Raw genomic sequence first — 23,959 nt, 5'->3', positions numbered from 1 at the left:
TTTTTGAAAAGCATCAGGGCGATTTTACACTTACTAAAATCTTTTCATAAAATTTGATGTTAGGCTTCTGGCAGAAATAAGTATTTCTTACTCATTTCCCTTCATTTTAGACTTGTCTGGAGATGGTATCTCCCTTGCCATGCTGCTTCTTGTTGTTTTTAAGCTACTTTTCTCAATTTATCATGTTTCTTTCGTACCTTCTCCTGAAGCACGTTTCCCAGCTTGTGTAAATTCGCAGCCGCCACTCCCCGTGCACAATACCTTTTAAATGCATGCAACCATTTATCCAGACACCTATCCAAGCAGTGATGTTCCAAACGATTGATGTTCAATTCCACTGCTGAGTGCTTATGTCTGAGATTCTGAAACGTCCTGCCCGACTCCTCTGCCTGCTCCTCCTGGTTCTTCCGACTCTTCCTGGGCATAATTACCTCCGGTATATACAGACTCAGCAACTCCTTGTTCTCTCGCTTGTAAAACCCTTTGTCAAAGCTGATACTCTCAATTGCGTCTTCTCCAAACCGATTCAACAATCTCTCTGCCAGGGGAATCGACAATGACACCTCCGCCTCTTTCTCAACAACCTGATGCTCTACGATAAATCCCCATGGATCGCTTGCCACCAGAATATCATGCCCAATTTCATCCCGCATCTCCCCGTCTATTTCTTCCCCTTCAGTACCTTCACCTCTAATACCCTGAACACCTCCTCGTTCAATTCCGGTTTGACAGAGATATGTGCAATACTCTCAGTATCGATGGGAGCCCACCTCAGCTCTTTATTGGCAGTTATACTTTTGAAATGGATATGACTCCAAGCTTCCCCTGCTGCTCAAATCCCTTCCTTTTTTATAAATTCAATGCTTTTATTCAATTCTTTTGCCTTCTTACCTTTGTATAATCGGCCTTCGGCTGGTTTTCGTTCAAGCATTAATTACAAAGCAAAAAAGAAATCTATTAAAAGAAAGATTATTTAGGTGAATAAATATTGTCAACTATTCTTACTTGAATTTGTTTACAAGCGCTGATAAAATTGCAACCAAACAAGATTAAATCTGATCAAAAATGTAAAAGAGAAAGTGTTAGATAGCATGAGTTAGATATTTTCTGTAGTAGGGATGAGATGAATAATTATTTTTTAATAAATCTTACAGTTAAAGGTATTCTCATTATTTCTGTATTAACTCTTGCGGGGGGTTGTGCTACGCAAACTAAGAAAACAGAAGTGCCAGCTCCACTGGAGAGTGAAATGAGGTCCATTGCTGATCAAAAGGCTAGCACAACATATCAACCTCAGATTCAAAGTGAGAAGGCAACGTATTATGTTGTAAAAAAAGGAGACACGTTATGGCGTATATCAAAAAATTATGGAGCATCTGTGAATGCAATACTAAAGGCTAACCATATGAAGAGTACAAAGGACTTGAAGGTAGGCCAAAAACTTACCATTCCTGTTTCTGGGAAATCGCAGAAATCTCCTTCGTCGATATCACGTTCAAGTCGTCTGTCAACAGGAAAAACTGCAAGGGATGCGTCCTCCCGCGGTTTTACATGGCCAGTAAAAGGGAAAGTCGTATCACAATACGGTGAAGTGAGAAATGGAACGAAAAATCATGGTATCTCTATATTGCCTCAGGCAGGACAAAACGTTGTTGCTGCTAAAGAGGGCACCATTGAGGCAGTTTCTGGCGCAGGAGGTGACATATCTGTCATTGTGATCAAGCATGAGGGGGGAATACGCACTCTATACGAATCGTGTTGTAGTCCCGTAGTGGGAGAAGGCAGTCACGTGGAGACGGCACAAACCATTGCAAATATTCGTCCAACGAGCGCCGGAAAATCGCAAGAGATTACTTTCAAAATTTACGTAAAAGATAAGCCTGCAAATCCCATGACTTATTTACCAAAATGATCGATAAACAAGCGTTTTGATGTAATTCGAGAGGAAATAAGGAGAATATGATTGTTGATGTTATCGATTACGACCGGTAAAGTGGTCGTGGTAGAAATGGACGATATCCTCCTGACAATCCGTATGATCTTTTGGCGCGTCAGGTTTCATCATCTGACGGTTGTGGAAAACCGATAACCTGTGGGTGTAATATCCGACCGTGATTTTCTCAAAGCGGCAAGTTCTTTTTAGGAAAAATTATTGAGACGACCCGTAACTTAGATACCTTGAAGAAGAGAACGCGTTAGAGTATGACTCGAAATCCTGTTACCATATATCCAGAGACGGGCATTGAATCTGCCGCTGACCTTCTTCTGAAAAATAATATGTCATGCCTTCCCGTTATTTCTTTCCAGGGCGATGTTGTGGGAATTGTGACCTGGAAAGATATTCTGAAGTTTTATTTAGAAAATAAATGAAATTTGGTCTGTACCGGAGCAATCACTGTGCCAATATACGACTTTCAGTGTAATCAGTGCGATACAAAATTTGACGAATATTTTCGGAGTGCATCTGAACGAAAAAAATTATTTTGTCCGTCCTGTAAAAGTGGGAATGTCAAAAAAATATTTTCTGTATTTGGAATGTCTGTAAAAGGGGGTGGAGCTGCTGGTTCTGACGGTGGTTCCGGTGGTTGTGGAAGTTGTACTGCATCTTCATGTACGGGATGCGGGTCGTAACATATTTTATTGTTAAATTTGTTTTCCATGAAGATGCGTGAGTGATAATCGATGAAAAATCTCTGGGCACCATGGCGCATTACCTATATTCAAGAACATCCGAAAGATAATGGGTGTTTCCTTTGCAATTCATTTCTCGACAATCATGATGAAAAACATCTCATTGTGGTTCGGCGAAAAGAATGTTTTTGTATCCTAAACAAATATCCGTATAACAGCGGCCATCTTATGATTGTGCCCAACCAGCACAAGCCTGATATTTCAGATCTTACTGATCATGAAATGCTGGAAATCATGAGACTAACAAGAGATATGAAAAAACTTCTTGCGACCATGATGAACCCGGATGGTTTTAATCTAGGCGTGAATTTGGGGAAATCTGCCGGAGCAGGGCTTGTTGGTCATTTCCATCTCCATATCGTACCGCGCTGGGATGGTGATACGAACTTTATGCCTGTCATTTCTGACACAAAAGTTATTCCACAATCTTTAGAAGATATTTATAGAGAATTCAAAAAACACGTGTAACTATCCACCCACATGCTAACCCGTAAGGAAATAGAGTTAAGAGAGGAGCGGGAGCTTGCCTCCTACGCAATGAAAAGTAAGGACTCACGGGGCAGAAAATATCCTGAGCCGGAGCATGAGTACCGCAGTGTTTATCAAAGAGACCGGGACCGTATTATTCATTCAACGGCCTTTCGGAGACTTGAATATAAAACCCAGGTATTTGTGAATCATGAGGGAGATTATTACCGTACCCGATTGACTCACACCATGGAAGTTTCACAAATCGCACGAAGTATTGCTCGGGTATTGAATCTGAACGAGGATATTGCAGAAGCTATTTCCCTCGCGCATGATTTGGGACATACACCCTTTGGGCATTCCGGCGAGGACGCTTTAAAAAAACTTATGGAAGGGCACGGGGGATTTGAGCATAATCTTCACGGACTGCGTGTTGTTGATATCCTCGAGCGCAAATATCCCGACTTCCCCGGACTGAATTTGTCGTGGGAACTCAAGGAGTCCATAATCAAGCATAAGTCTCCTTACGATAGTACATCAATCGCAACCGAGTATCATGCCAACGAGCAGCCATTGCTGGAGGCACAAATTGTGGATAAGGCAGACTCCATTGCCTATGACAATCACGATTTGGATGACAGCCTGAAGGCAGGTATTATCACAGATGATGATTTGCAAGTTGTTGATTTGTGGCGGGAGACACAGAAAAGAGTAAAACATAAATATACAATTAACGATCGTGATATAGTCATTGCACAAACGATTAAGACGATAATTGACCTTGAAGTTACCGATCTCATTGAAAATACGATGTCCAGGATTAGACAGGAAGGTATCAAAACGGTCCTGGATGTCAGACAGTATCCCGGCCTGATCGTGTCCTTTTCTCCCATCCTATCTAAGCAAAAGAGAAACCTTCAGGAATTTCTTTTTAAAAATGTTTATCAACACTATCGGGTAGTCCGAATGGCTGATAAGGCAAAACGATTTCTGGAAGAACTTTTTATTGCGTTTATTAAAAATCCCAAACAACTTCCTATCGAATATCAGAAATGGGTAGAAGAGGCAGGTCTTTATCAGGCAGTGTGTGACTATATTGCTGGAATGACAGACCGTTTTGCACAGGATGAATACAAAAAACTTTTTTATCCATATGAAAGGGTTTAAGGCGGCTCAACACAAAGGTACTCGGGACACATTAAAGGTTATTAAAACTTAGCGTTTTTTAATATCTCCGTGATAAAGCCTAATCCGAACGAATCGGAAAAGATAAAATCAGAAGCACATAATTCATGAGTCAACTATGACAGGGTTAATTTTATCCATATTTTTGTTAAAAATGTCAAAATATTTATTGTAAGATACTACCGGATTTAACATGAAAGTGTCTGTTGTATTGGTTGGGGCAGGACTTGGATTACGCATGGGAGGGGGTATTAAGAAACCTTTCCTGCAAATTCATGGCAAGCCAATTTTCCTCTATACCATTGAGCGTTTTTCTCATATAGAAACGGTTCATGAAATCATCTTCGTCGTTGGACAGACGGAGATACAAACCCTTTGTGATCGATGGCAGGACACCCTCAATGCACACAAGGTAAAGAAAATTGTTCCCGGAGGAAAAAGACGACAGGATAGCGTGTATAACGGACTTTGCCAGACTGGGATTGATGCTGAAATCGTATTGATTCATGATATAGTGAGACCGCTCGTAAGAAAAGAGCATATTGAGGCTGTAATAAACAGGGCGAGAGAATCTCATGCTGCTATTCTTGCTGCACCGATGAAAGCTACCGTCAAAGAGACTGGAGATAATTTGTACATCCAACGAACTATTCCTAGGAATAACCTGTGGATGGCACAAACGCCTCAGGGATTCAAAAGGGAACTGATCCTAAAAACCTTCAATCAATTTAGAAACGGGGATAGGGAATTTACGGATGATGCGGAAATGGTGGAAAAGGCCGGCTACAGGGTAGAGATTGTGCCAGGTACAGATGACAATATTAAAATTACAACGCCTGATGACATGCGTATTGCGGAGGCGCTGCTTGGGTAAGTGGTTAGGCATGTGTTCTTACCGGCAACGCTGAGAATGGTCCAGCGCTTTTTTGTTTTCTATTCGTGCTAGAATGTGCTAGTATAACAACAATTAAATGTTTTCGGTTTGGTTACAAGTAAAACACAATAGAGTATTTATTGAATGTTTCTGTTATTGGAGGAAGATTCGTGAATCCGATTAAACTAAAAGAGGGGATTTATTGGGTTGGAGAAGTTGACTGGGAATTAAGGAATTTCCATGGATATTCAACACAGAGGGGTTCAACCTATAATGCGTATCTGATTCTTGATGAGAAAATCACTTTAATTGATAGTGTAAGACCATACCTCTATGACAAAATGATGCAGAGGCTATCATCTCTCATAAACCCCGCAGACATTCATTACATTATTTCAAATCATGTGGAGATGGATCATTCAGGTAGCCTTCCACTTCTCACAAGGACTGCAAAAAATGCCACAATTATCACTTCTCCGCATGGTCAGAAGGGATTATTGGCTCATTATAAAAGAAATGATTGGAATTTTAAAGTTGTCAAGACTGATGAAACTATTGCTCTTGGTAAGAAAAATATCAAATTTGTTCTTACTCCGCTGATACACTGGCCCGATAACATGATGAGTTTTTTGATCGAAGATGGTATTCTTTTTTCTAATGATGCTTTTGGACAGCATATCGCATCTTCAGAAAGGTTTGATGATGAATATCCTCTTGGTATCATCATCGATGAGGCTGAAAAATATTATGCAAATATTGTTTTGCCCTATTCAAGCCAGGTTCAAAAGGCCATGGATTTAGTTTCTCCGTTAAGGGTAGACATGATTGCCCCAGGTCACGGGATCGTCTGGCGTTCACATGTAAAGACTATAGTAGAAGAATATAAGAAGTGGGCTTCCAATCGGGTAGATAATAAATGTCTGATAATTTATGATACCATGTGGAAGTCTACAGAAAAGATTGCCAACGTTCTTCAAGAAATTTTTGAATCTCATGGAATTCCCGTAAAAATGACGAATCTTAGGAATAGTCACATTTCGGATATCGTGGCTGATGTATTGACTACCAGATTTATTTGTGTTGGTTCTCCTACGTTAAATAGCAATATGCTCCCGACAGTAGCTGGTTTTTTAACCTACTTAAAAGGTTTGTCTCCAAAAAACAGAATTGGACTAGCTTTTGGTTCATATGGTTGGGGTGGTCAGGCAGTTGGTCATGTTGAAGACACCTTGAAAGAATGCGGTTTCGAAATGATGGAGAGCATAAAGATTCAGTACGTTCCTGATGAAACACAATTGCAAGAAATCACCAATAAAGTGAAACAGGATCTCCTTAAGCGGTGATGTATCTTCAATAAGCCGATAGTGGAAATTCATGTTTAAGAGGCATAATTATGAGGAAGTAGGTGGTGCCGAAAATGGGTTAACAAAGCTCTTTCGAATGGATGTTCTGTTGATACGCTTTTTTTATCGTTCGATATCTTGTAATGCATTGAATTTTTTTCCAATATTCTCACTAGTTCACTAGCCGGCATGGGTCTACCGAAAAGGTAGCCCTGTGCCATATCGCAATTATGGGAACGTAAAAATTCCAATTGTGCATCCGTTTCCACTCCTTCAGCTATTACTTTCTTGTTAAGGCCGTGCGCCATATTGATAATTGCCTTGGCTATCGTTGCAGCGCCAGGACTCGTAGCAATATCTTTCGTTAAAGACAAATCTATTTTTATTCCGTTCACCGGCAAAAACCGTAGGTTGTTTATTGCAGAAAAGCCTGTACCAAAATCATCAAGCATGATTTTTACACCCATGCTGTTCAACTCTTCTAATGTTTTAATGCTTCTGTCCATATCCTCCATGACAGTGCTTTCCGTGATCTCCAAGTCAAAAGCCATAGAATCCATGCCGGTTTCTTCTAATATCCTTCGTATTATTTCCGGCAAGTTATGGCTCCGGAATTGTCGTGCAGAAACATTTACTGAAAGAGACACGTTTGAATATTCTACATTGTGCCAGATCTTACTCTGAGAAAGAGACTCCTTTATTACCCATCTGCCAATTGATTCAATCATTCCCGTTTCTTCTGCCAGTGGTATGAATTCTGCCGGAGAAACTAAACCCTTCTGTGGATGTTCCCAACGGATAAGAGACTCAACACCGGTAATATTACCATCTGCTAACGACACAATGGGCTGATAATACAATTTGAACTCATTGTTCACAATCGCTCTTTGAAGGTCAGCCTCCATCTGTAAGGTCTTTACCGCATGAGCGTGCATCTCTTTGTCAAACATTGCATAATTCGATCTGCCATTCATTTTTGCACGATACATTACGGTATCGGCATCTCTCAGAATATCCTCTGGCCGATCGTAGTATTCCTCACTCAGAACGATCCCAATGCTCGTGCCGGTAAATACGCTGTGCCCATCAAGGCAGAAAGGTTCTTTCAGTTTATTTAAGATTTTTTCGGCAATTACTTTTGCACACGAACTCTCTTTTATATCACTAAGGAGTATAACAAACTCATCTCCGCCAAAACGTGCAACAATATCATTATGGCGCAGACATTCCTTGAGTCTTTCTGCAATCGAAATCAGTAATTTGTCACCTATTGCATGGCCGAGACTATCATTTATGACTTTAAAGCGATCGATGTCGAGGAAAAGAACAGCAAATAAAAAACCTTTATCCATTTGTGAGAGTCTTATCACTTTTTCCAGGTGATTCATAAAAAGTTTTCTATTTGGAAGACCAGTCAATGAATCATGAAAAGCATTATACAACAGTTGCGCCTCAAGACGCTTTTGCACAGTAATATCACGTGATATGCTAATAATTCCCACCTCACCACCTTTCAGATCTCTTAAAACAGATGCAGATAAATATGAATGAAAGGTCTCACCATTTTTCTTTTTCTTGATTACCTCTCCGGAAAAACACCCTTTCTGCTCAATTTTCCTGTTAATATGCTGCCATTCATTTCCGTCAGCAAAAAGAATGCGAAAGGGTTTGTATAGCACGTCGTATTTGTTGTACTCAAACACCATTTGTGCTGCGGGATTAAACTCGGTGATCAGACGATCCGTATTTGTAGCTATAATCATATCAATCGAGCTGTTGATAAGATTCTCTGCATAATCTTTAGATGCCACCAATGCCTCTTCTGTGCGTTTACGCTCTAAAGCGTGACGAATAGAGCGCTCGAGCAAAGATGAACAAATTTGTTCCTTGACGAGATAATCTGATGCGCCTGCTTTCATCACCTCTTTGTCAATTTCATAATCGCCTTGTCCAGTCAATATAATAACCGGTCCCTTGTAACCATTTTTTACTACTTCTTGTAAGAGATCCAACCCTGTTTTTGAGCCTAGTCGATAATCGAAAAGACAGAGGTCAAATTGATTATCATTTAATAGCTTGAGCACATTCTCGTGTGTCTTTTCCCAGTACAAATCAAATTTCATCCATCGTATTTCAGAAAGTAGATCTTTTGTTATGACGTAGTCATCTTCATCGTCATCGACTAGAAGTATTTTCAACTTCTTTTTGCTCATAACTTTCTCCATGCCCCTGGGTATCTTTTGAATTCTGGCCATAGTAAATATCCTCTATAATCGGAAGGTACAAACAAAATGTTAATAGTAAATAAATTCCAATATTTATAAAATTACTATTGCCGGTTGTGATTATAAGAGTGTTTTGCAGATGCAGACCTGTAGCTTAAAATGCTGTGATAGTCGGTAGACAATAAAAGATTTGTATTTATTTGAAATGTAAAATATTTGGGCTTACTAAGCTATGTATGGGTAAAATCTCAAGTTGCTAGATACGTATGCATTGTAAACTAGCCCTGCTTTTATTATAGTCTCCCTTTCGTGCTTTTGCTAGCCCTCAATGCGATAAATCTTACCAAGGCATCTTTCATTCCACGCAATTTTGGAAAATCCCAGGAGTAATTCAGGCATGAAAAAATTTTGAGTTCCTATTTTATCCGAAAAGCCTTTGTTTTGTCGTACTAAATAGAAGGAATAATATTGAAAATTTACTCACACAAAATTCTGCAAAGGTAATGATGTAAGGGGATTTACTGTCTTGAAGTATTTTCAACTGTAGAAAATGAAAATTACCGTAATTTCATTTTCATCTTTCTCTGAAATTCTACCTCTTCATGGATCTTCTTTACCTCTTCTCTCATATCACTCAAATCTTCCTGGAGTTTTGACCACCCGCATAAGTTTGTATAACCTGGATTCTCATGAAAAGCTCCTTTCCAGCTAACAGCGGCGCTCTGTGTTAATTTGATAAACAAGCGTTCTGTCCTGGATTTGTTTGTGTACGATGGTAAGGTCTCCTGAACGGAGGCGTGGCTAGGCAAAAGCATTCCCGCTGTTTTGATCATTGATAGAGACAATAGATTTTCTCTTTCCAACTCAGAGACGATATCCCGAGCCTCTTTTATAACAGCCTCAACGTTTTTGTATACGTCATCAGCATCCAGTAATGTCTTTTTTGCAAAAGGGAATGAGTGGCATATATTACAGATCGACAGCATGTCTATTCTTTTCTTTGTAAATTCAACTTCATCTATAGCGGCTCCGTTTCTATTGATATAATAGGGTCCATTTCCAGCAACCGGGCCATGGGTAAGTCCGAAACTGAGATCATGAGTACCCTGAGGCATATGGCAGGTAACACAGACAGGGGATCTTAGGGAGGAAACGGTTTGAGATTCTTTTAATATGCCAGATTGACTTGCCATATAAACACTTCCGTGTTTGGAGGAAATATACATCTCATAATGCGGATTATCTGAACACGTGTGACATGTTCTGCATGCCTCCGGAGTTTTCGCCTCAAGGGTGCTAAAGGTGTGTCGGGTGTGGCATGAATCACATTTGAATTGGATATTGTGGCACTGTCCACATTTTGTTGAACGGATGTCCTTTGGAATTGACATGAGGTTTCCGCACTCAAGCATTCGCTCCCAGCCAATGGAGTGTCGGCTTTTCATAAATTCCTGGTATTCTTTTTTATGGCATTTGCCACACATGCTGGCTGCGACATGACGGCGAACTTTTTTGTCCTCACAATTGCTTCCTTGTGAGCCAAGATATTCCAATTCTGTGGCTTCCATTGTTGCCAGTTCTGTGACAGAACTGATATGACACATCTCACATCCCACACCTTTTCTTGCATGCTTGCTACCTTCCCAATCTGCTACCCACCCATGCGTAATGCCATGTTCTTCATGACACGTTATGCATTTCAAGGATTCTTCAGTGATTCCTCTCTCCTTTTTGGGAATGGTCAATGTCACTTCACTTTTGGTAAGTGCAGGTTTTTCCTCACGAGCAGAGATGACCGTTTTCTGATGGGTGATCGTCGTTTCCTTTTGAGTCGAGCAACTGGCAAGCAAAAACAATCCGGCAAAAATGATCACAAGGGTGAAATGTTTTAGAGATACATTTGCGATATTATAATGTACAAGATACATGTTTGAGAAATTGTTTTTATCCACCCGTATCTTCCTTGATGAGGACAAGAAAACGGAAGTCGGGGAATCAAAAGCCGCTCTGTTTTTTCTTGTAATGGGATTTAAGATGGAGGGCGTATGATGGTTGCTATGCTGTGCTTCGTAATAATCTAACGGGTGAGTCATCTTATCTCCTTTGGCAGAATTGGACAAGTAAATGCCTCATGTGGTTTCATGTGTGTATTGACAATGATGAGCAAGCTAATAAATCCTCTTGTCCTTTTGTTTATTCCAAAATTCAAAAAGTGCCAAATTCTCATCTCGAAGGCAATCTGAAACTATTTCTACCGGACTGTTGCCAAACTGTTTCATTGTCATATTCGAAATGGTAAGCTCAGCGAATCCTAACTTTTTTGCATCATCGATTTTTGTGCCATACACAATCTTCGAGATTTTTGCCCAATGGCAGGCGCTAAAACACATGGGACAAGGTTCACAGGTAGAATAAATTATACAGCCCGTCAGATCAACGGTATTCAATGCTCTGCCGGCCGTTCTGATTGCATGAACCTCGGCATGTGCAGTGATGTCCATATTTTCCCAAACGGTATTATGCACACAGCAAATGATTTCTCCATCTTTTATGATACATGCCCCAAAAGGTGTTTGCCCATTTTCAACGCCTTGCTTTGCTTTGTCTATGGCAAGCCTCATGAATTTTTCATTCGGTACATTCATCCGCGTAAATAGTGTTATTTCATTTTTGCATAAAACCAGGAATGTGAGATCAGTTTACGTCGTTACAGTTCTCTTCTGTTAGCTTAGGTATCCCTAATTTTTGATGACAATTCGTAGTCAGAAATGAGTTCATCAAACGTATTGGGATAGTTTTCCTTTAATTCGATAGTGTAATCCAAAAATTTTTGAATACCAGAACCTAACACCTTTTTTGCTTTTTCCATAAATAACACATTTTTCTCAGCTTCATAAATGAAAAGTTTATCAGGGTTATTATTTTTAAATAATTTGACATCGTGGATAAAGTTCAAGATAAATATCATATCGCGAAAACTCTCCTCAAAATTATAGGTAATCGTTCGTTCCATAAAACTACGCCAAACGTGCTCGGCCTTGACGTACTCCATAATTACCGGCTCCATCAACTCCGGTGATTGATATTCTATCGTATTGGCTTCCTTTCGCATGTGTTTTAGTTCTTCTAAGGTTGCATTTCTGATTTTTGACATTGTTAGAGACGGGGACTTAAGTGCATCAAAATTAACAATAAAAAGATTAAGCAACTCTGACCGAAACACATAACTTTTTATGAACATGAGTTGCCTTCGTTTCTCCGTTTTTTCACTGTTCTCTAAAAATTTTTCTACAATAAAAACACCAGCTAATATTTCAAGCGGAATTGCGGATAAATGGAACATAAACTCCAGATGTGTCAGGTACTCGATGAACAAAAAGAGCAACGAAATGGAGACTAAAACAATACAAATTCTTGTATTAATATTTTTTGTAGTATGTGTTATTTTCAATGGACGAGATAGCTAAAATATTCTTTTGAAGATGCAGAAAGAACTGTAGAAATGATACAATAAATGTGGAAATTTTCAAGTCCTATCTCTAAGCTTATCAGACATTAAGTTTCATCGCTTCCCATTTGTATGAATACTATATGTTAACAAACCCTAAGCAAAAAAGCATAGGCACAGAGTCATGTGCTAAAGGTGACTATGATACTCCAGACTACCGGTGGAACGTTACAATTATCTAGTGTCTGAACGAAAACACAGACTTTTGTTATTTCGACCGAAGGGAGAAATCTTCAAACCCTACAATTTCAATGCTCAAAAGATTTCTCGCTCCGCTCGAAATGACCTGTTTGGTACTTTTCGTTCAGACACGGCTCAGCAACTCCTTGTTCTCTCGCTTGTAAAAACCCTTATCAAAGCTGAAACTCTCCATTGCGTCTTCTCCAAATCGATTCAACAACTTGTCTGCCAGAGGAATCGGCAACAATACCTCCGCCTGTCTCTCAATAACCCGTTGCTCCACGAAAAAGCCCCATTGATCACTTGCCACCAGAATGTTATGCCCTAATTCCACCCTTTTGTTTGCCTTGTCTTTGTACAACCATTCCGTATGTGGCTCAAATGACGAATACACCTTCCCTTCCACCGGTATCTGCTCACCCTCTATCACTCTTGCTTCGATTAACTCCATACAGGTCTCTTCACCAGGTTAATGTGCTTTTTCGATATCCCGTGAAAATACTCAGGTCTCTCCATTTTTGCAGCATATACCTTCTATCTGATTTGTTGAGAGCACCCTTTCATAGATTGCCAACATACTTGCCTCTATCTTTTCACTTATACTACTCGTCAATCCACTCTCACCACTGCCTTATTGATTTTGTTGATGGTCTCCTCATCCAATAAACTTGCCTTGTCCTTGATACCCTGCCTTGAAAATCTCTTGCCCTCTCCAAACGTCGTCTCTACCCCAAGAATCTGCCTGATAAGCTTATGATGGTTGGCGAAATCATCCAGCCGGCGTAATCAGCATCCAACACCCTAATCTTTCTGCTGATAAGACCAGGATATGCCACAAATCCATCCCGTATCTCCCCGTCTTTTTCTTCTCCTTCGGTACCTTTCCCTCTAAATACCCTGAATACCTCCGCGTTTAACTCCGGTGTGACACATGGATATGTTGCAATACCCGCAATATCGGCGGTAGCTCATCTCGGCTCTTGATTGGCGATTGTACCGCGGAAATGGGTATGATGCCAAACTCCTGTTGCGGCTCAAATACTTCGATTAACTCAGTACAGGTCTCTTTCTCGTCTTCTGTCGAATGTCTTTTGCCTTTTTATTGTCGTATCGAATATTTGCCCTTTTTACCGCCTCGCTAATAACGAAATCCTCATTTTTTGCCATAAGTTTACCTCTCCTACTTTATGTATTCAATACTTTTATTCAATTCTTTCGCCTTCTCTACTTTGTATTATCTGCCTTCGGCTGGTTTTCGTTCAAATACTATATAGAATGCGTTTAGGTTGGCCACTGAATTCTTGGACAACCTGTCAAGGTTTACGCGTCCGGACAGGTCGGTCTGTAATGCCGACCTTTTTACATAACCTCCTGATTTTGCTATCTCAGCAGGTTGCACCCTCCCCAAATTGCAAAAGTAGGGGTAGGTAATATGGACGTCTTAAACTTCCCTTTCTGGTCTCCCGGTACTTTAGTGTTTAATTGCAATAATACGCTATAATATATTACTACCTCGAATGCTTGAAAAATACACGGATGTTAGTTAAAAAATGCTAGCAGCAATTTATGTAATTAAGCATTAGCAGCAACCTCCCATATGCCTTTCAGGGTAAATCGCTGCTTATATCAGCAATTCCGGTGATTTACTTTGTCCTCGCCTCGCCTCTGATATTGCTCCCGCCCTATATAATACGTCGACTCCGCTTCCATTAATTCACTCAAATATTGGTCCACATTCTCTCTGACATGGTAACGTACCATACAAAAATCTTACCAGGCGTTTCTATTAACCCCTTGATATACTTTTTAACTTCTGCTACATTAATGCTAAATTCTGTCATGGCGTATTCTTCTTCCCTAGTTTATAGTTATTCAAATTCCACAACTCCAAGTATAAAGGTGAATGCGTCTTTTTCTAACCTATCTTAAATTTGCACAAAACATTTTACGCTACCCGATGCCAGAAAGCTGTCAAAACTCTTGCAATGAGGTTTTCTTGTTAACAAGGATACTATTTTTCTTGATATGCTTTTTCATAGACTACACTTGCGGGAATACTTATTTATTACGTTTACTGTAGTAAGGGCGTTTTTAGTAGCATATATATTTACGATAATACCCGGTGGCATGGCTGGAAAGAATTTTGTAAAATGGAATTAACCATTATCGGTTCTGGTACGGGAACACCATCGAAGACGCGGGCATATCCCTGTACCCTTGTAAAGATAAAAGAAAAATATTTAGTTTTTGATACCGGCCCAGGCTCTTTACGTCAGTTGTTCCTTGCGGATGTTACCTATTTAGATATTGACCACCTATTCTATTCCCATTTTCATCCTGATCATTCGTTAGATCTCGTTTCCATCCTTTTTGCGATGCGATATAATGACCCAAAAAGAACCAAGCCACTTTATGTTACTGGACCTATGGGATTAAAGACATTTTATGAAGGTTTGCTATCAGTGTTTGGTGAAACTATAAAACCGAAGACCTTTGACCTGCATTTCTGCGAAATTGAGAAAGGGGAAAGAAAATTTGACGGCTGGAAAATTATCGTGGAACCAGTACAACATACAATACACAGTATCGGCTACCGTATAGAATCCATGGATGGCAAAACTTTAACATACTCAGGCGATACGGGGTATTGCGACGGGATTCTTCGCCTCGCTGAAAAAGTTAATACGTTGGTTCTTGAATGTTCTCTTCCAAACGATCAAACGGCAGAAGGGCACCTAACGCCACGTCTTTGTGCACAAATTGCGCATGAATCCCAATGTGATAGATTGGTCTTATCGCACTTTTATCCCATATGCGATACCTTCAGAAAGAATAATAGCCATTTGAATAATGCCCTGAAAGACGTTTATAAGGGTGAGATCATTTTTGCGGAAGATTTTACCCGTGTTATAGTATAAGGCTTGGTTTCTCTGAAGAGGTATAAAAATATTGAAACAACATGATAAAGCACGGTGTGCACTCCTTATTTGTGACATGTTAAATGATTTCGTCAAAGAAGGCGCTCCCTTGGAGGTACCAAAGGCACGAGCCATAATCGATAACATTAAAAAGGAACTTAAAAAATCAAGAAAGAAGCGCATTCCCGTTATTTTTTGCTGCGACGCGCATAAAAAATTTGATAGAGAATTTAAGCTGTGGTCCAGACATGCTGTAAAGGGAACCGATGGCGCTCAGGTTATCAAAGAACTTCATCCACACAGACAAGATTATTTGGTTAATAAGACCAGTTATTCCTGTTTCTACAAAACATCTCTGGACAGGATATTGAAAAGGTGTGGTATCACTCACATAATCATAACCGGGGTTGTCACCAATATCTGTATATTATATACCGTAGCGGAAGCCTATATGAGAGGCTATCAGATTGTAATACCTGACAATTGTGTTGCCGCACTTACACAACACGAACACCAATTTGCTATAGAGCAGATGCGTCATCTTTTCCATGCTGATATTATTTCAGCGTCCTGATTTTACAAAAAAAGAAAGGGCATACGAAATGAATATTTCATATGCCCTTTTACCTTGTATCCAGAAGAAGTTGTAAGGCACGCTCACGAAAAGATTATTTCGAGCCAAAATTCCTTACAATCTCCACCATCTTCTCAATCATTTCCGGTGACATCTTTCCCTGATACCCAGGGCATTTTCCTTTTCCTGCATTGATGTGTTTTACAAGCGCTTCATCTGTCCAAGCACTTTGAAAAGCCGGATCTGTAAAATCTGGCACTCCATACTCATGACCCTTGGCAGTGCCCTTACCACCATTTCCGTGGCAATAATAACAGCTCTCCTGAACCGCAAAACCAAGACCAGCAAAAATCGTATAAGGGCTCTTTGTAGTGTCGCCAGGGGTATGGTGCGTTAATGCCCATACAGAACTCGCCAAAGATAACCCTAAACCTGCAACAACAGGCACTATATATGATAAACGGAACAATTTCATTATTCAAACCCTCCTCATTTAGATTATGTAGGATATGATATTTAAGTATATTACGGAACCAGTTTCAGCTCTGATCTATAAATCTTATGACAATTCCTGCAGGCTATGGTTAGCCTTCTGAATTGTACCTGGATTTCTTCCAAATCTTTGTTTGCTGCCGCTTTATCAATTTCGTTTGAATGATAAATGACCTCGTCATTCAATACGTTATAATTTTTATCCGTTGCAAATTTGCTCTTGGAGATCTCCGTATCTGCGGTAATTGCCTTTGCTGCCGCCGAAAATTTACCAAAATTACTATCATCAGCCGCGGAAAGTCCGGTCATTGCTCTCATTGCCTGAAAATCATCCCACATTTTTTTGCATAACTCGGCTTGGCTTGCCTGTCCATAACTCACTGACGACATCGCTGCAACGAACAAGGTAATTGTTCCTGCAAAAATACCTTTTTTTAACCTCATTTTTTCCTCCTCACTTTCTTTTTTTAAATTACTTACAATCTCCAGACTCTTATCGAATTTCTTCCAAGACAATCATTTCCCATAATAAATAGACTAAAACAAAAAGGGCCGCTATTCTTCAATCCGTGTTTAGACTCTGAAATATTAGAATTCACCCCTAAGCTTCTGATTTTTCACTTCACCTCCCTTCGTTACTAAAAATCTGAGCGCATCACTGTGTCAAGTTACAATTTCACATTCTTTAAAAAGCAAGAAAAAAATCTCTGCCCTTTTTTTCTCATTCTTGCATCTTTCGGCTTTTTATGTAAAACGCTTTCCTTTTCGTTCTGTGAAAGACAAACCAAAAATAGATCAAGATTATTACAGAGCAATGGCTCATGCATCTTTAATGCAGAAAGAAGTATGGGAAATATGAGGCACAGCGGATAGTAGCCAGCTCTTACTTATGGTACTCTATAGTATAACGATCAGATTAGTTTTTAAACTCCCAAGTCCCGACACTATATCATTGAAAATAAAACGAGTCAAGCAAAAACTTTACTCAACGGTAGCGGCAACACAAAGCTTATCAAAGATTATTTCAAAAACTTAATACGCTCTTTGAGTACTCATTACCAATCTTTTGGCACACCGGTTTCTTTTGGAGCCGGGATTTCTTCCTGGCCAGGTTGCAATTCGTCCTTTTTACCAGGATACAACTGTGGATAAAGATGAATCCCCAAGTGTTTGTGACATACTGCGCATGTCTGCCTTAACCGCCGCACCTGCCATTGCGCATCTTCCAATGCACCCTTTTCATTCCTACGCTTTGTAACTTCTAACATCTTTTCGGCCTCAGACAACATCGATTTATTAAGATCCTGATACTTTTTATCATCAGGCCGTGAAAACTTACTAATCACCACTTTTGTAAGTTGAACGATGTTTGCACTCGCTTCTGCTAAATCACTCCAATCATTATCATTGTATTTATAATATCCCGATATCCGTTCTGCAGCTTTATAGTTTTTATCTATTTCACCCATAATCTTGGCCAATTCACTTTTTTCTTTTTCCTCCTTCAGTTTATCTTCAGCAAAGCCATGGGCCGCAATCACACATATACCAGCAATTAAACCCGCAAAAAGACTTTTTCTTACCAATTTCTTTGACCTCCGTCAATGAAGTAACCTTTAATCCTTTCCCAACACCTAAAATAATTTATTATATTACCGTCATGCAATTCCTAAAGAGAATAGGACACATTACCGATAATATATCCCATGCTTAATCGCATAAATTTTTTATACTGTACTTGTGCTAGTCTTATCGCAATTAAGCAACTGTACAAATAATTTTCAGTACCATACCCTAGGTTACTTCGAAGTCCAATTCTTTGTACCACAGTAAGAGCATCTTTCGTACCAAAATAGAAAAAAAACTACAACCTATTCATTGATAATAAGTTATTGTCATTAAGGTAAAAAGACCCGTCTGTTTTATTAAAAATCTTTGGTTCAAAGTAACCAAAAAAACAGGCGATTTGTACTAAAATTTACCACATAAAACAAAGAGGGCTAATTATAAAAAAAACCTACGATATGTCAAATATTTAATTCAAGGTTTCGGGGACAGGTAAGTCCTCCCAGATAAATGTTGCAAGATAATATCGTCGTCTATACATCAATTAACTTCCATCAGCTTTCACTTAATGCCCGGGCAATAGTGATTAAAGCTACCATCCCTAAGATGCTTTGAATAATCACAATCTCTGCCCGTACTGTCTCGCATAAACATTTACCCGGGTAAAAAGACAAATCCCAAATACGTTCAAACGTAGTTACGCAAGCGACTCTCTTGTCAAACGGTCAGCCGTCTCAATCATATCTTTCAGAGTTTCGGAAGACCTTGTTTCTACATAGAATCTTACCTTTGGCTCTGTGCCTGATGGTCTTATCAAAAACCACGAGTCATCCTCGAGCACTACCTTGATTCCATCAATGCTTATAACGGTCTTAATACTTTTAGAACTTTTTCCAATGGTTACTTTTCCGCCGGCAGTAAGCTTACTTTTCAGGCGCGAAAGTTTTTCTAAAAGAGGGGCGCCTGCAAGGGAACGCTCAACCTCAATATTAGCTCTTTCAGGAAAATAAGCTCCGAACTTTTCCTCAAGTTCGCGGAGATATCCACCGAGGTTTTTTTTCGTTACAGATAACATCTCAATTGCGAGCAGAAACCCGAACATGGCGTCCTTTTCGAGCGTATTATTATAGCCGGAGATCCCGTCGCTTTCCTCGTAGGAGACGATAGCCCGCTCCCGTGCATCCTGAAGCATATACGGTCTGAAGTTTTTAAAGCCAACTGCCGTCTCCCGTACAGGGATTCCAAGCTTCTCTGCAATGGCATTTCCAAAATTACTTGTGGCTACCGATTTTACTAATACACCAGATATATTCTTATATACGGCGAGAAAATGCAGCGCCATAGCCCCAAAGTGGTTCATCGTGATATCCATTTCTCCATCCGTAAACCGTATCCTATCACCATCGGGGTCCATAATTACCCCCAACTTGAATTTTGACCGTTCCCCTTTTAATGCATCCATTACCGGCTTTATATTCTTTGCTGATGGTTCAGGCGGTATACCTCCAAAGAGATAGTCGTCCTCCGTCCTCAGATATTTTATTTTTGGACTCTCACCAAGAAGAACATTGGGCCTGCTCCGTGTGGCGCCATGAACGTGGTCGATATAAATACAACAATCCTCGCCTTCGATAAAACGTCGTATCTTGTTAAGGTTCAGCGTGCCCCTTTTTTTAAGAAAGTCCTCGTAAATCCTTGTTGTATCAATTCTCTGAAAATTTATGGGTTTTATTTCCTCTATAATTGTCTTCTCCGTCATCAGCCGGTTTGCATGGTTCTCAATAACCTCGGTAATCTCCGGGCCGGCAGGGCCGCCGTCCGCCGGATTAAACTTAAATCCTGCATAATTTGCCGGATTGTGCGAGGGGGTAAGGTTTATGGAACATGCTGCATGAATCATGCTAATAGCAGCAGAAAGTTCAGGGGTAATAGCTTCCCCTGCGTAGAAAACCTTGATACCCTCGTTCGCAAGCAACCCCATCACCGATGAAGCAAATTCTGGCCCTAAAAACCGGTTATCGTGGCCCACGATAATGCCGCGCCTTTTAATCTCATCAAAATCCTTTACGCCAAGCGACTCCATTACGCCTTGCCCACTCGTTTTAAACATTTCTATAAGTGCGGTGGTTACAATGCGCACATTGTTAAAGGTAAAATCGGTACCTATCTCACCCCGCCATCCGGAAGTACCGAAAGTAATCTTTGCCGGATCTGTATTTTCTGTTGCAAATCTTTTTATTTCTTCAAGAAAGCCTACGTTCCGTTTTGCATCTGAAAGGATAGCCTTCCAGCATTCGCCTGCATCTTTAAAACCATTGGTTTTCATTGGTGTCTCCGGAATAAGAGTAATATATTTCTCATTATGATCGAGTTTGCCAGTATGATTATTTTCCCCGAATGCCCTTGATTTTACCTGCATCTTCAGGGCTTTCAAGAAAATTTCATAGATTTTATCAAATGGTATTCGGGCTGGCTGCAGTTTTTGTCATTTTTTCTTGTGAGCGCTTCCACCGCATCTGTCAATAAGGAATTAACTTTATCTATTAACTTGACATCATAATTTTATTTATTTAAGCTAAACCACAATGAGCCAACCGGTACACCTTGTAAATCGGTCATGTATGCATGGAGGATTGTAGAATGAAATATCAGGTAGGAAAGATAGGGAGGGTTATTGCTGCGAAATTTGAAGACAAGGAGGACGTCCTTGGGAATCTCTGTAGTATAGCCAAAAAAGAGGATGTTCGTGCAGCCGCATTCTATCTGCTAGGAGGGATGCGTGAGGGAAAGATCGTTGTAGGACCAGAAAAAGATGAACTCCCGCCCGCTCCCATATGGAGAGCGCTCGGTGAAAGCCATGAAGTCGTCGGTTTTGGAACTATCTTCTATCAGAACAATGAGCCAAAGGTTCATTGCCATGCAGCATTCGGGAAAAAAGACACGGTAAAAGTCGGGTGTCTGAGAGAAAATTCCCAGACGTATCTTGTGCTCGAAGCGGTAATTATTGAACTCGACGGAATCGATGCAGTGCGGGAGTTTGATCCTGTAACTGGGTTAAATATACTGAAGCTTTAGAACGTTTCATACTGGCAATTGCAAGGTCAGGAACAACCATAAACCAAGAACGGCTATGGTCAAGCCAATAGCGCTTTAATATTGCCGTGTTGCCTCTGTTTCATTGATTGGACGCTTAAATTGATCGCTCGTGAGTTCTGCCGAAAAGCGCACATCACCGGCGGCAAGGGCCTTCACAATGACCTGCCATTTAGCGGTAGCTTTCGGTGGGAGCATGGCCAGTGGAGCAAAGGTTATGATATGACCTTGCGCTTGGGCAGTCGTTACACCTGTGCCCGACACAAACTCCTGGGTGTCCTCCAGTGCGCAAACGATTACCACATTGGTAAGCGCAGTCGAACCCTGGTTAACCACGCTGAGTTCATAGGTCTCTGTCCGGCCTACCTCGATAGGATCATCAACGTCAACAACTTCAAGTAAAACTGCAGGGATGCCGGAGACGCGGGTAACGCACATTGTGTCCACCTGATGGGCAACAGTACCAAACGCCGTGGGGGTAAATGTCAAGTCACCGGGTTGCTGCACGGTAAAGTTTGCGCAGAGGTGCCTGCTCGCATAAGGTGCAAAATTGGAAATACGCCAGATCACGCGACTTGCAGCGGCATTGGTCTCTCCGGTTGATTGTGTGAATATCGCACCCGCGGGAACCGGCAGTGTTACGGTAACCAATTCGTCCGGCATATCACCGGTATTTTTCACAGTAAGGCATACCCGCACGGGGCGGTGGATCGGAACCTCATCCGATGTGTTACACTCAATCGTCAGGACGGGGACACGACTATCCGGCCCAAGGTCTTCAACCCAAAAATTGCAGCATAGTTTAGGTGTTACACAACGGTAACGACGACCTTTCGAATAAAAGGTGAATTCATACGCATCAATCGGCTCCTCTCCTCCCCAGACCAGACCGCGAATCAGAATTGGTTCTCCATTCTTGCGTGAAGACATTGCCGGCAGATGAGTACCAACGGGAATCTGCAGCGCCGTAATCGGTGCAGTTGCTGCTGCATGGCGGAAATCTTCAATGCTACCCTGCCAACCGTTGCAAAGGTTCAATATAATATCTATGTCGGCAAAGAGATCCTCTGAGGTTAACCTGGCACGCAGTTCTTCAGGTGTGTGGATTGGATCGGCAAAACGCGTAGAGGGATGCCCTAGCCGGCGTGCGATGTGTTGGGCTTGGAGTGGTGTTGCCATCAGTACTGCCAGCATCATCAACAATATATAAAAGGTGTAGCGCTTTTTGATTATAACCATCTCAAGTAGTTTCCATTCAGAACTCAACGGCATTTTATAGAGAATTATAGGAATCATTCTTTCCACTAGTCAACTAATCTAGCAAAAGCAAAAAAATTTGCAAGTATTTTTGTTTTATTTGTCCTGTTAGCCCGACTTTCGCAATTCGCGGCAAAAAAAGTTTATTTTTGGGCAGGAATCGCTGTGAAAGCCTCGATATTCAAGGAGTGAGTTTTGAAAACGGCTTGTAGTGCCGACCTACCCTATTGACGCATGCGGGGGGGAAGTGCGAAAATGTCCGCATGTTTCTCCGGGAAAAGACACGAACGAAAGACGGGAAAACCCACCGATATTGGAGCGTGGTAGAGAACCGCCGGGTTAGCGGAAGAAGGGTGGTGCAGCGGCAGGTTCTCTATTTGGGAGAACTCAATGACGATCAACGCGCGGGGTGGGTTCGGACGATAGAGGCGGTGTCGGGTAAAGAACCCCAGCCAAGACAACTGGCATTATTTCCGGACGACCGGGAATCCTTGCCGATACCGGATTGTGAGACAGTTCGGGTGAGGTTGGACAAAATAGAGTTGCGCCATCCACGGGAGTGGGGAGCAAGCTGGTTGGGATTGTATTTATGGGATATGCTGGAACTGGACGCATTTTGGAGGATGCGTCTGCTGTCAAGCCGGAGTGGTAGTGGTGTTGGTATTGACGCCGGAAGGATTTCCCGTTGCCTACGAAGTGTATCCTGGCAATACCAGAGATAGCGCTACATTAGGGGAATTTCTGGATCGGATCGAAAAGCGATATGGGAAATTCCGGCGCACCTGGCTCATGGATAGAGGTATTCCAACGGAGGAGATGTTGGAAAAGATGCGTGAGCGAGGGATTGATTCTTTGGTTGGTACTCCGAAGGGGCATTTGACGCATGTAGAAAAACCGTTGCTGGGAAAGACGTGGATTGAGGCGAGGGAGAACGTCCGCGTGAAAATTCTTCAGCAAGAATCGGAGTTTTACGTTTACGTGGAAAGCCAGGATCGGGTGTCTAAGGAGCGTTCCATGCGTCGGCGCAGACTCAGACGTTTGTGGGTGGGTTTGCGCGAACTTCGCAATCGAAAGGCCCTCACGCGCGATGACCTGCTCATGCATATTGGCTCGTTCAAGAAAGAAGCCGGACGAGACTTCAGACTGGTCACTATCTCTATTCCCAAACCGCAGGGGCCCGTTAATGAGAATACGTTCCGGTTCCGTTTGGATCGGGAACGCCTGAGGCAGGCGTATTGGCGCGAGGGGCGTTATTTGCTTCGTTCCAACATGCAGGCCACCGCGCCGGAAACCGTCTGGGAAAATTATTTGCTGTTGACGCGGATAGAACAGGCATTTAAGGATTTGAAGGGGTCTCTTTCCGTCCGCCCCATCTGGCACCAATGGGAACGGAGAATTGAAGCCCATATTTTTGTTTCCTTTTTGGCTTTTTGTCTCCACACGACACTGCGCAATCTTGCGCGGGGGAGAGCCGGCGGGCTGACGTCTGAAGCGATTTTGGAAAAACTGTCGGGCATTCAAATGATAGAAGTTCATTTACCGACCACGGATGGCCGTCATATTGTCATGAGCCGTTATACCCAGC

Annotated in this window: 21 protein-coding genes and 3 pseudogenes; 12 read left to right on the top strand and 12 right to left on the bottom strand. The window is 41.4% G+C overall.

What is annotated here, in order from left to right; genetic code table 11:
- Nucleotides 1–158 precede the first annotated feature (158 nt).
- Nucleotides 159–650: pseudogene (locus tag BIY37_RS01575) on the bottom strand (ISNCY-like element ISCku10 family transposase); the annotation flags it as partial.
- Between the two features lie 473 nt (nt 651–1,123).
- On the opposite strand from BIY37_RS01575, the gene BIY37_RS01570 reads away from it, so the two are divergent.
- From BIY37_RS01570 to BIY37_RS01540, 8 genes are all read left to right on the top strand, one after another.
- On the top strand, nt 1,124–1,912 hold the full coding sequence (locus BIY37_RS01570) for a LysM peptidoglycan-binding domain-containing protein (protein ID WP_070066091.1): 789 nt from the start codon (nt 1,124–1,126) through the stop codon (nt 1,910–1,912).
- 51 nt (nt 1,913–1,963) lie between these two features.
- Nucleotides 1,964–2,089: a hypothetical protein gene (locus BIY37_RS13995; RefSeq protein ID WP_261340823.1), complete on the top strand. Its 126-nt coding sequence runs from the start codon at nt 1,964–1,966 to the stop codon at nt 2,087–2,089.
- Between the two features lie 113 nt (nt 2,090–2,202).
- Nucleotides 2,203–2,370, top strand: a complete 168-nt coding sequence (locus tag BIY37_RS13630) for a CBS domain-containing protein (RefSeq protein ID WP_080324771.1) — start codon at nt 2,203–2,205, stop codon at nt 2,368–2,370.
- Between the two features lie 27 nt (nt 2,371–2,397).
- On the top strand, nt 2,398–2,631 hold the full coding sequence (locus tag BIY37_RS14230; protein ID WP_080324770.1) for an FmdB family zinc ribbon protein: 234 nt from the start codon (nt 2,398–2,400) through the stop codon (nt 2,629–2,631).
- 51 nt (nt 2,632–2,682) lie between these two features.
- Nucleotides 2,683–3,159, top strand: a complete 477-nt coding sequence (locus BIY37_RS01555) for an HIT family protein (RefSeq protein WP_070066089.1) — start codon at nt 2,683–2,685, stop codon at nt 3,157–3,159.
- 12 nt (nt 3,160–3,171) lie between these two features.
- Nucleotides 3,172–4,326, top strand: coding sequence for a deoxyguanosinetriphosphate triphosphohydrolase (locus tag BIY37_RS01550; protein WP_070066088.1), 1,155 nt, complete (start codon nt 3,172–3,174; stop codon nt 4,324–4,326).
- Between the two features lie 211 nt (nt 4,327–4,537).
- Complete coding sequence (gene ispD / locus BIY37_RS01545; protein WP_070066087.1) at nt 4,538–5,218, top strand: 2-C-methyl-D-erythritol 4-phosphate cytidylyltransferase; 681 nt, start codon at nt 4,538–4,540, stop codon at nt 5,216–5,218.
- A 170-nt stretch (nt 5,219–5,388) separates the two neighbouring features.
- Nucleotides 5,389–6,561 (top strand): FprA family A-type flavoprotein, encoded by a 1,173-nt coding sequence (locus BIY37_RS01540; protein WP_070066126.1) that lies wholly within the window; start codon nt 5,389–5,391, stop codon nt 6,559–6,561.
- Nucleotides 6,562–6,596: 35 nt separating this feature from the next.
- Here BIY37_RS01540 and BIY37_RS01535 read toward each other — a convergent pair whose 3' ends face one another.
- The 6 genes and pseudogenes from BIY37_RS01535 to BIY37_RS13990 form a co-directional block, all read right to left on the bottom strand.
- Complete coding sequence (locus BIY37_RS01535; RefSeq protein ID WP_070066086.1) at nt 6,597–8,816, bottom strand: GGDEF domain-containing response regulator; 2,220 nt, start codon at nt 8,814–8,816, stop codon at nt 6,597–6,599.
- A gap of 527 nt (nt 8,817–9,343) precedes the next feature.
- Nucleotides 9,344–10,879, bottom strand: a complete 1,536-nt coding sequence (locus tag BIY37_RS01530; RefSeq protein ID WP_080324769.1) for a multiheme c-type cytochrome — start codon at nt 10,877–10,879, stop codon at nt 9,344–9,346.
- Nucleotides 10,880–10,954: 75 nt separating this feature from the next.
- Nucleotides 10,955–11,431, bottom strand: a complete 477-nt coding sequence (locus BIY37_RS01525) for a nucleoside deaminase (RefSeq protein ID WP_070066084.1) — start codon at nt 11,429–11,431, stop codon at nt 10,955–10,957.
- Nucleotides 11,432–11,514: 83 nt separating this feature from the next.
- The gene (locus BIY37_RS01520; protein WP_070066083.1) at nt 11,515–12,129 is read right to left on the bottom strand and encodes a hypothetical protein; all 615 of its coding nucleotides are present in this window, start codon (nt 12,127–12,129) and stop codon (nt 11,515–11,517) included.
- Between the two features lie 478 nt (nt 12,130–12,607).
- A pseudogene (locus tag BIY37_RS14225) lies at nt 12,608–13,391 on the bottom strand (ISNCY-like element ISCku10 family transposase); the annotation flags it as partial.
- Between the two features lie 801 nt (nt 13,392–14,192).
- Complete coding sequence (locus tag BIY37_RS13990; protein WP_261340822.1) at nt 14,193–14,315, bottom strand: hypothetical protein; 123 nt, start codon at nt 14,313–14,315, stop codon at nt 14,193–14,195.
- Nucleotides 14,316–14,624: 309 nt separating this feature from the next.
- On the opposite strand from BIY37_RS13990, the gene BIY37_RS01510 reads away from it, so the two are divergent.
- Together BIY37_RS01510 and BIY37_RS01505 are read left to right on the top strand one after the other, a co-directional pair.
- Nucleotides 14,625–15,392, top strand: a complete 768-nt coding sequence (locus tag BIY37_RS01510) for an MBL fold metallo-hydrolase (RefSeq protein ID WP_070066081.1) — start codon at nt 14,625–14,627, stop codon at nt 15,390–15,392.
- Nucleotides 15,393–15,423: 31 nt separating this feature from the next.
- Nucleotides 15,424–15,966: a cysteine hydrolase family protein gene (locus tag BIY37_RS01505; protein ID WP_230402405.1), complete on the top strand. Its 543-nt coding sequence runs from the start codon at nt 15,424–15,426 to the stop codon at nt 15,964–15,966.
- Nucleotides 15,967–16,060: 94 nt separating this feature from the next.
- Here the strand turns inward: BIY37_RS01505 and BIY37_RS01500 are convergent, their stop codons facing one another.
- The 4 genes from BIY37_RS01500 to BIY37_RS01485 all read right to left on the bottom strand — a co-directional run bounded on the left by BIY37_RS01500 (nt 16,061) and on the right by BIY37_RS01485 (nt 20,443).
- Nucleotides 16,061–16,441: a c-type cytochrome gene (locus tag BIY37_RS01500; protein ID WP_070066080.1), complete on the bottom strand. Its 381-nt coding sequence runs from the start codon at nt 16,439–16,441 to the stop codon at nt 16,061–16,063.
- 50 nt (nt 16,442–16,491) lie between these two features.
- On the bottom strand, nt 16,492–16,902 hold the full coding sequence (locus BIY37_RS01495) for a cytochrome c (protein WP_143299123.1): 411 nt from the start codon (nt 16,900–16,902) through the stop codon (nt 16,492–16,494).
- Between the two features lie 611 nt (nt 16,903–17,513).
- Nucleotides 17,514–18,044, bottom strand: coding sequence for a hypothetical protein (locus BIY37_RS01490; protein ID WP_070066078.1), 531 nt, complete (start codon nt 18,042–18,044; stop codon nt 17,514–17,516).
- A 677-nt stretch (nt 18,045–18,721) separates the two neighbouring features.
- Entirely contained in the window at nt 18,722–20,443 is a 1,722-nt protein-coding gene (locus tag BIY37_RS01485) for a phosphohexomutase domain-containing protein (RefSeq protein WP_230402404.1), read from the bottom strand.
- A gap of 221 nt (nt 20,444–20,664) precedes the next feature.
- Between BIY37_RS01485 and BIY37_RS01480 the strand changes: the two genes are divergently transcribed.
- A complete protein-coding gene (locus BIY37_RS01480; RefSeq protein WP_070066077.1) occupies nt 20,665–21,099 on the top strand; it encodes a PPC domain-containing DNA-binding protein in 435 nt (144 codons plus the stop codon).
- 75 nt (nt 21,100–21,174) lie between these two features.
- Here the strand turns inward: BIY37_RS01480 and BIY37_RS01475 are convergent, their stop codons facing one another.
- Nucleotides 21,175–22,413, bottom strand: coding sequence for a COG1470 family protein (locus BIY37_RS01475; protein ID WP_080324768.1), 1,239 nt, complete (start codon nt 22,411–22,413; stop codon nt 21,175–21,177).
- A gap of 224 nt (nt 22,414–22,637) precedes the next feature.
- Between BIY37_RS01475 and BIY37_RS01470 the strand changes: the two are divergent.
- Nucleotides 22,638–23,959: pseudogene (locus tag BIY37_RS01470) on the top strand (IS1634 family transposase); the annotation flags it as partial.

This window comes from Candidatus Brocadia sapporoensis (assembly GCF_001753675.2).
Classification (GTDB): domain Bacteria; phylum Planctomycetota; class Brocadiia; order Brocadiales; family Brocadiaceae; genus Brocadia; species Brocadia sapporoensis.
The sequence above is the reverse complement of the archived record's forward strand: the minus strand, read 5'-3'. Positions and strand labels throughout refer to the sequence as shown.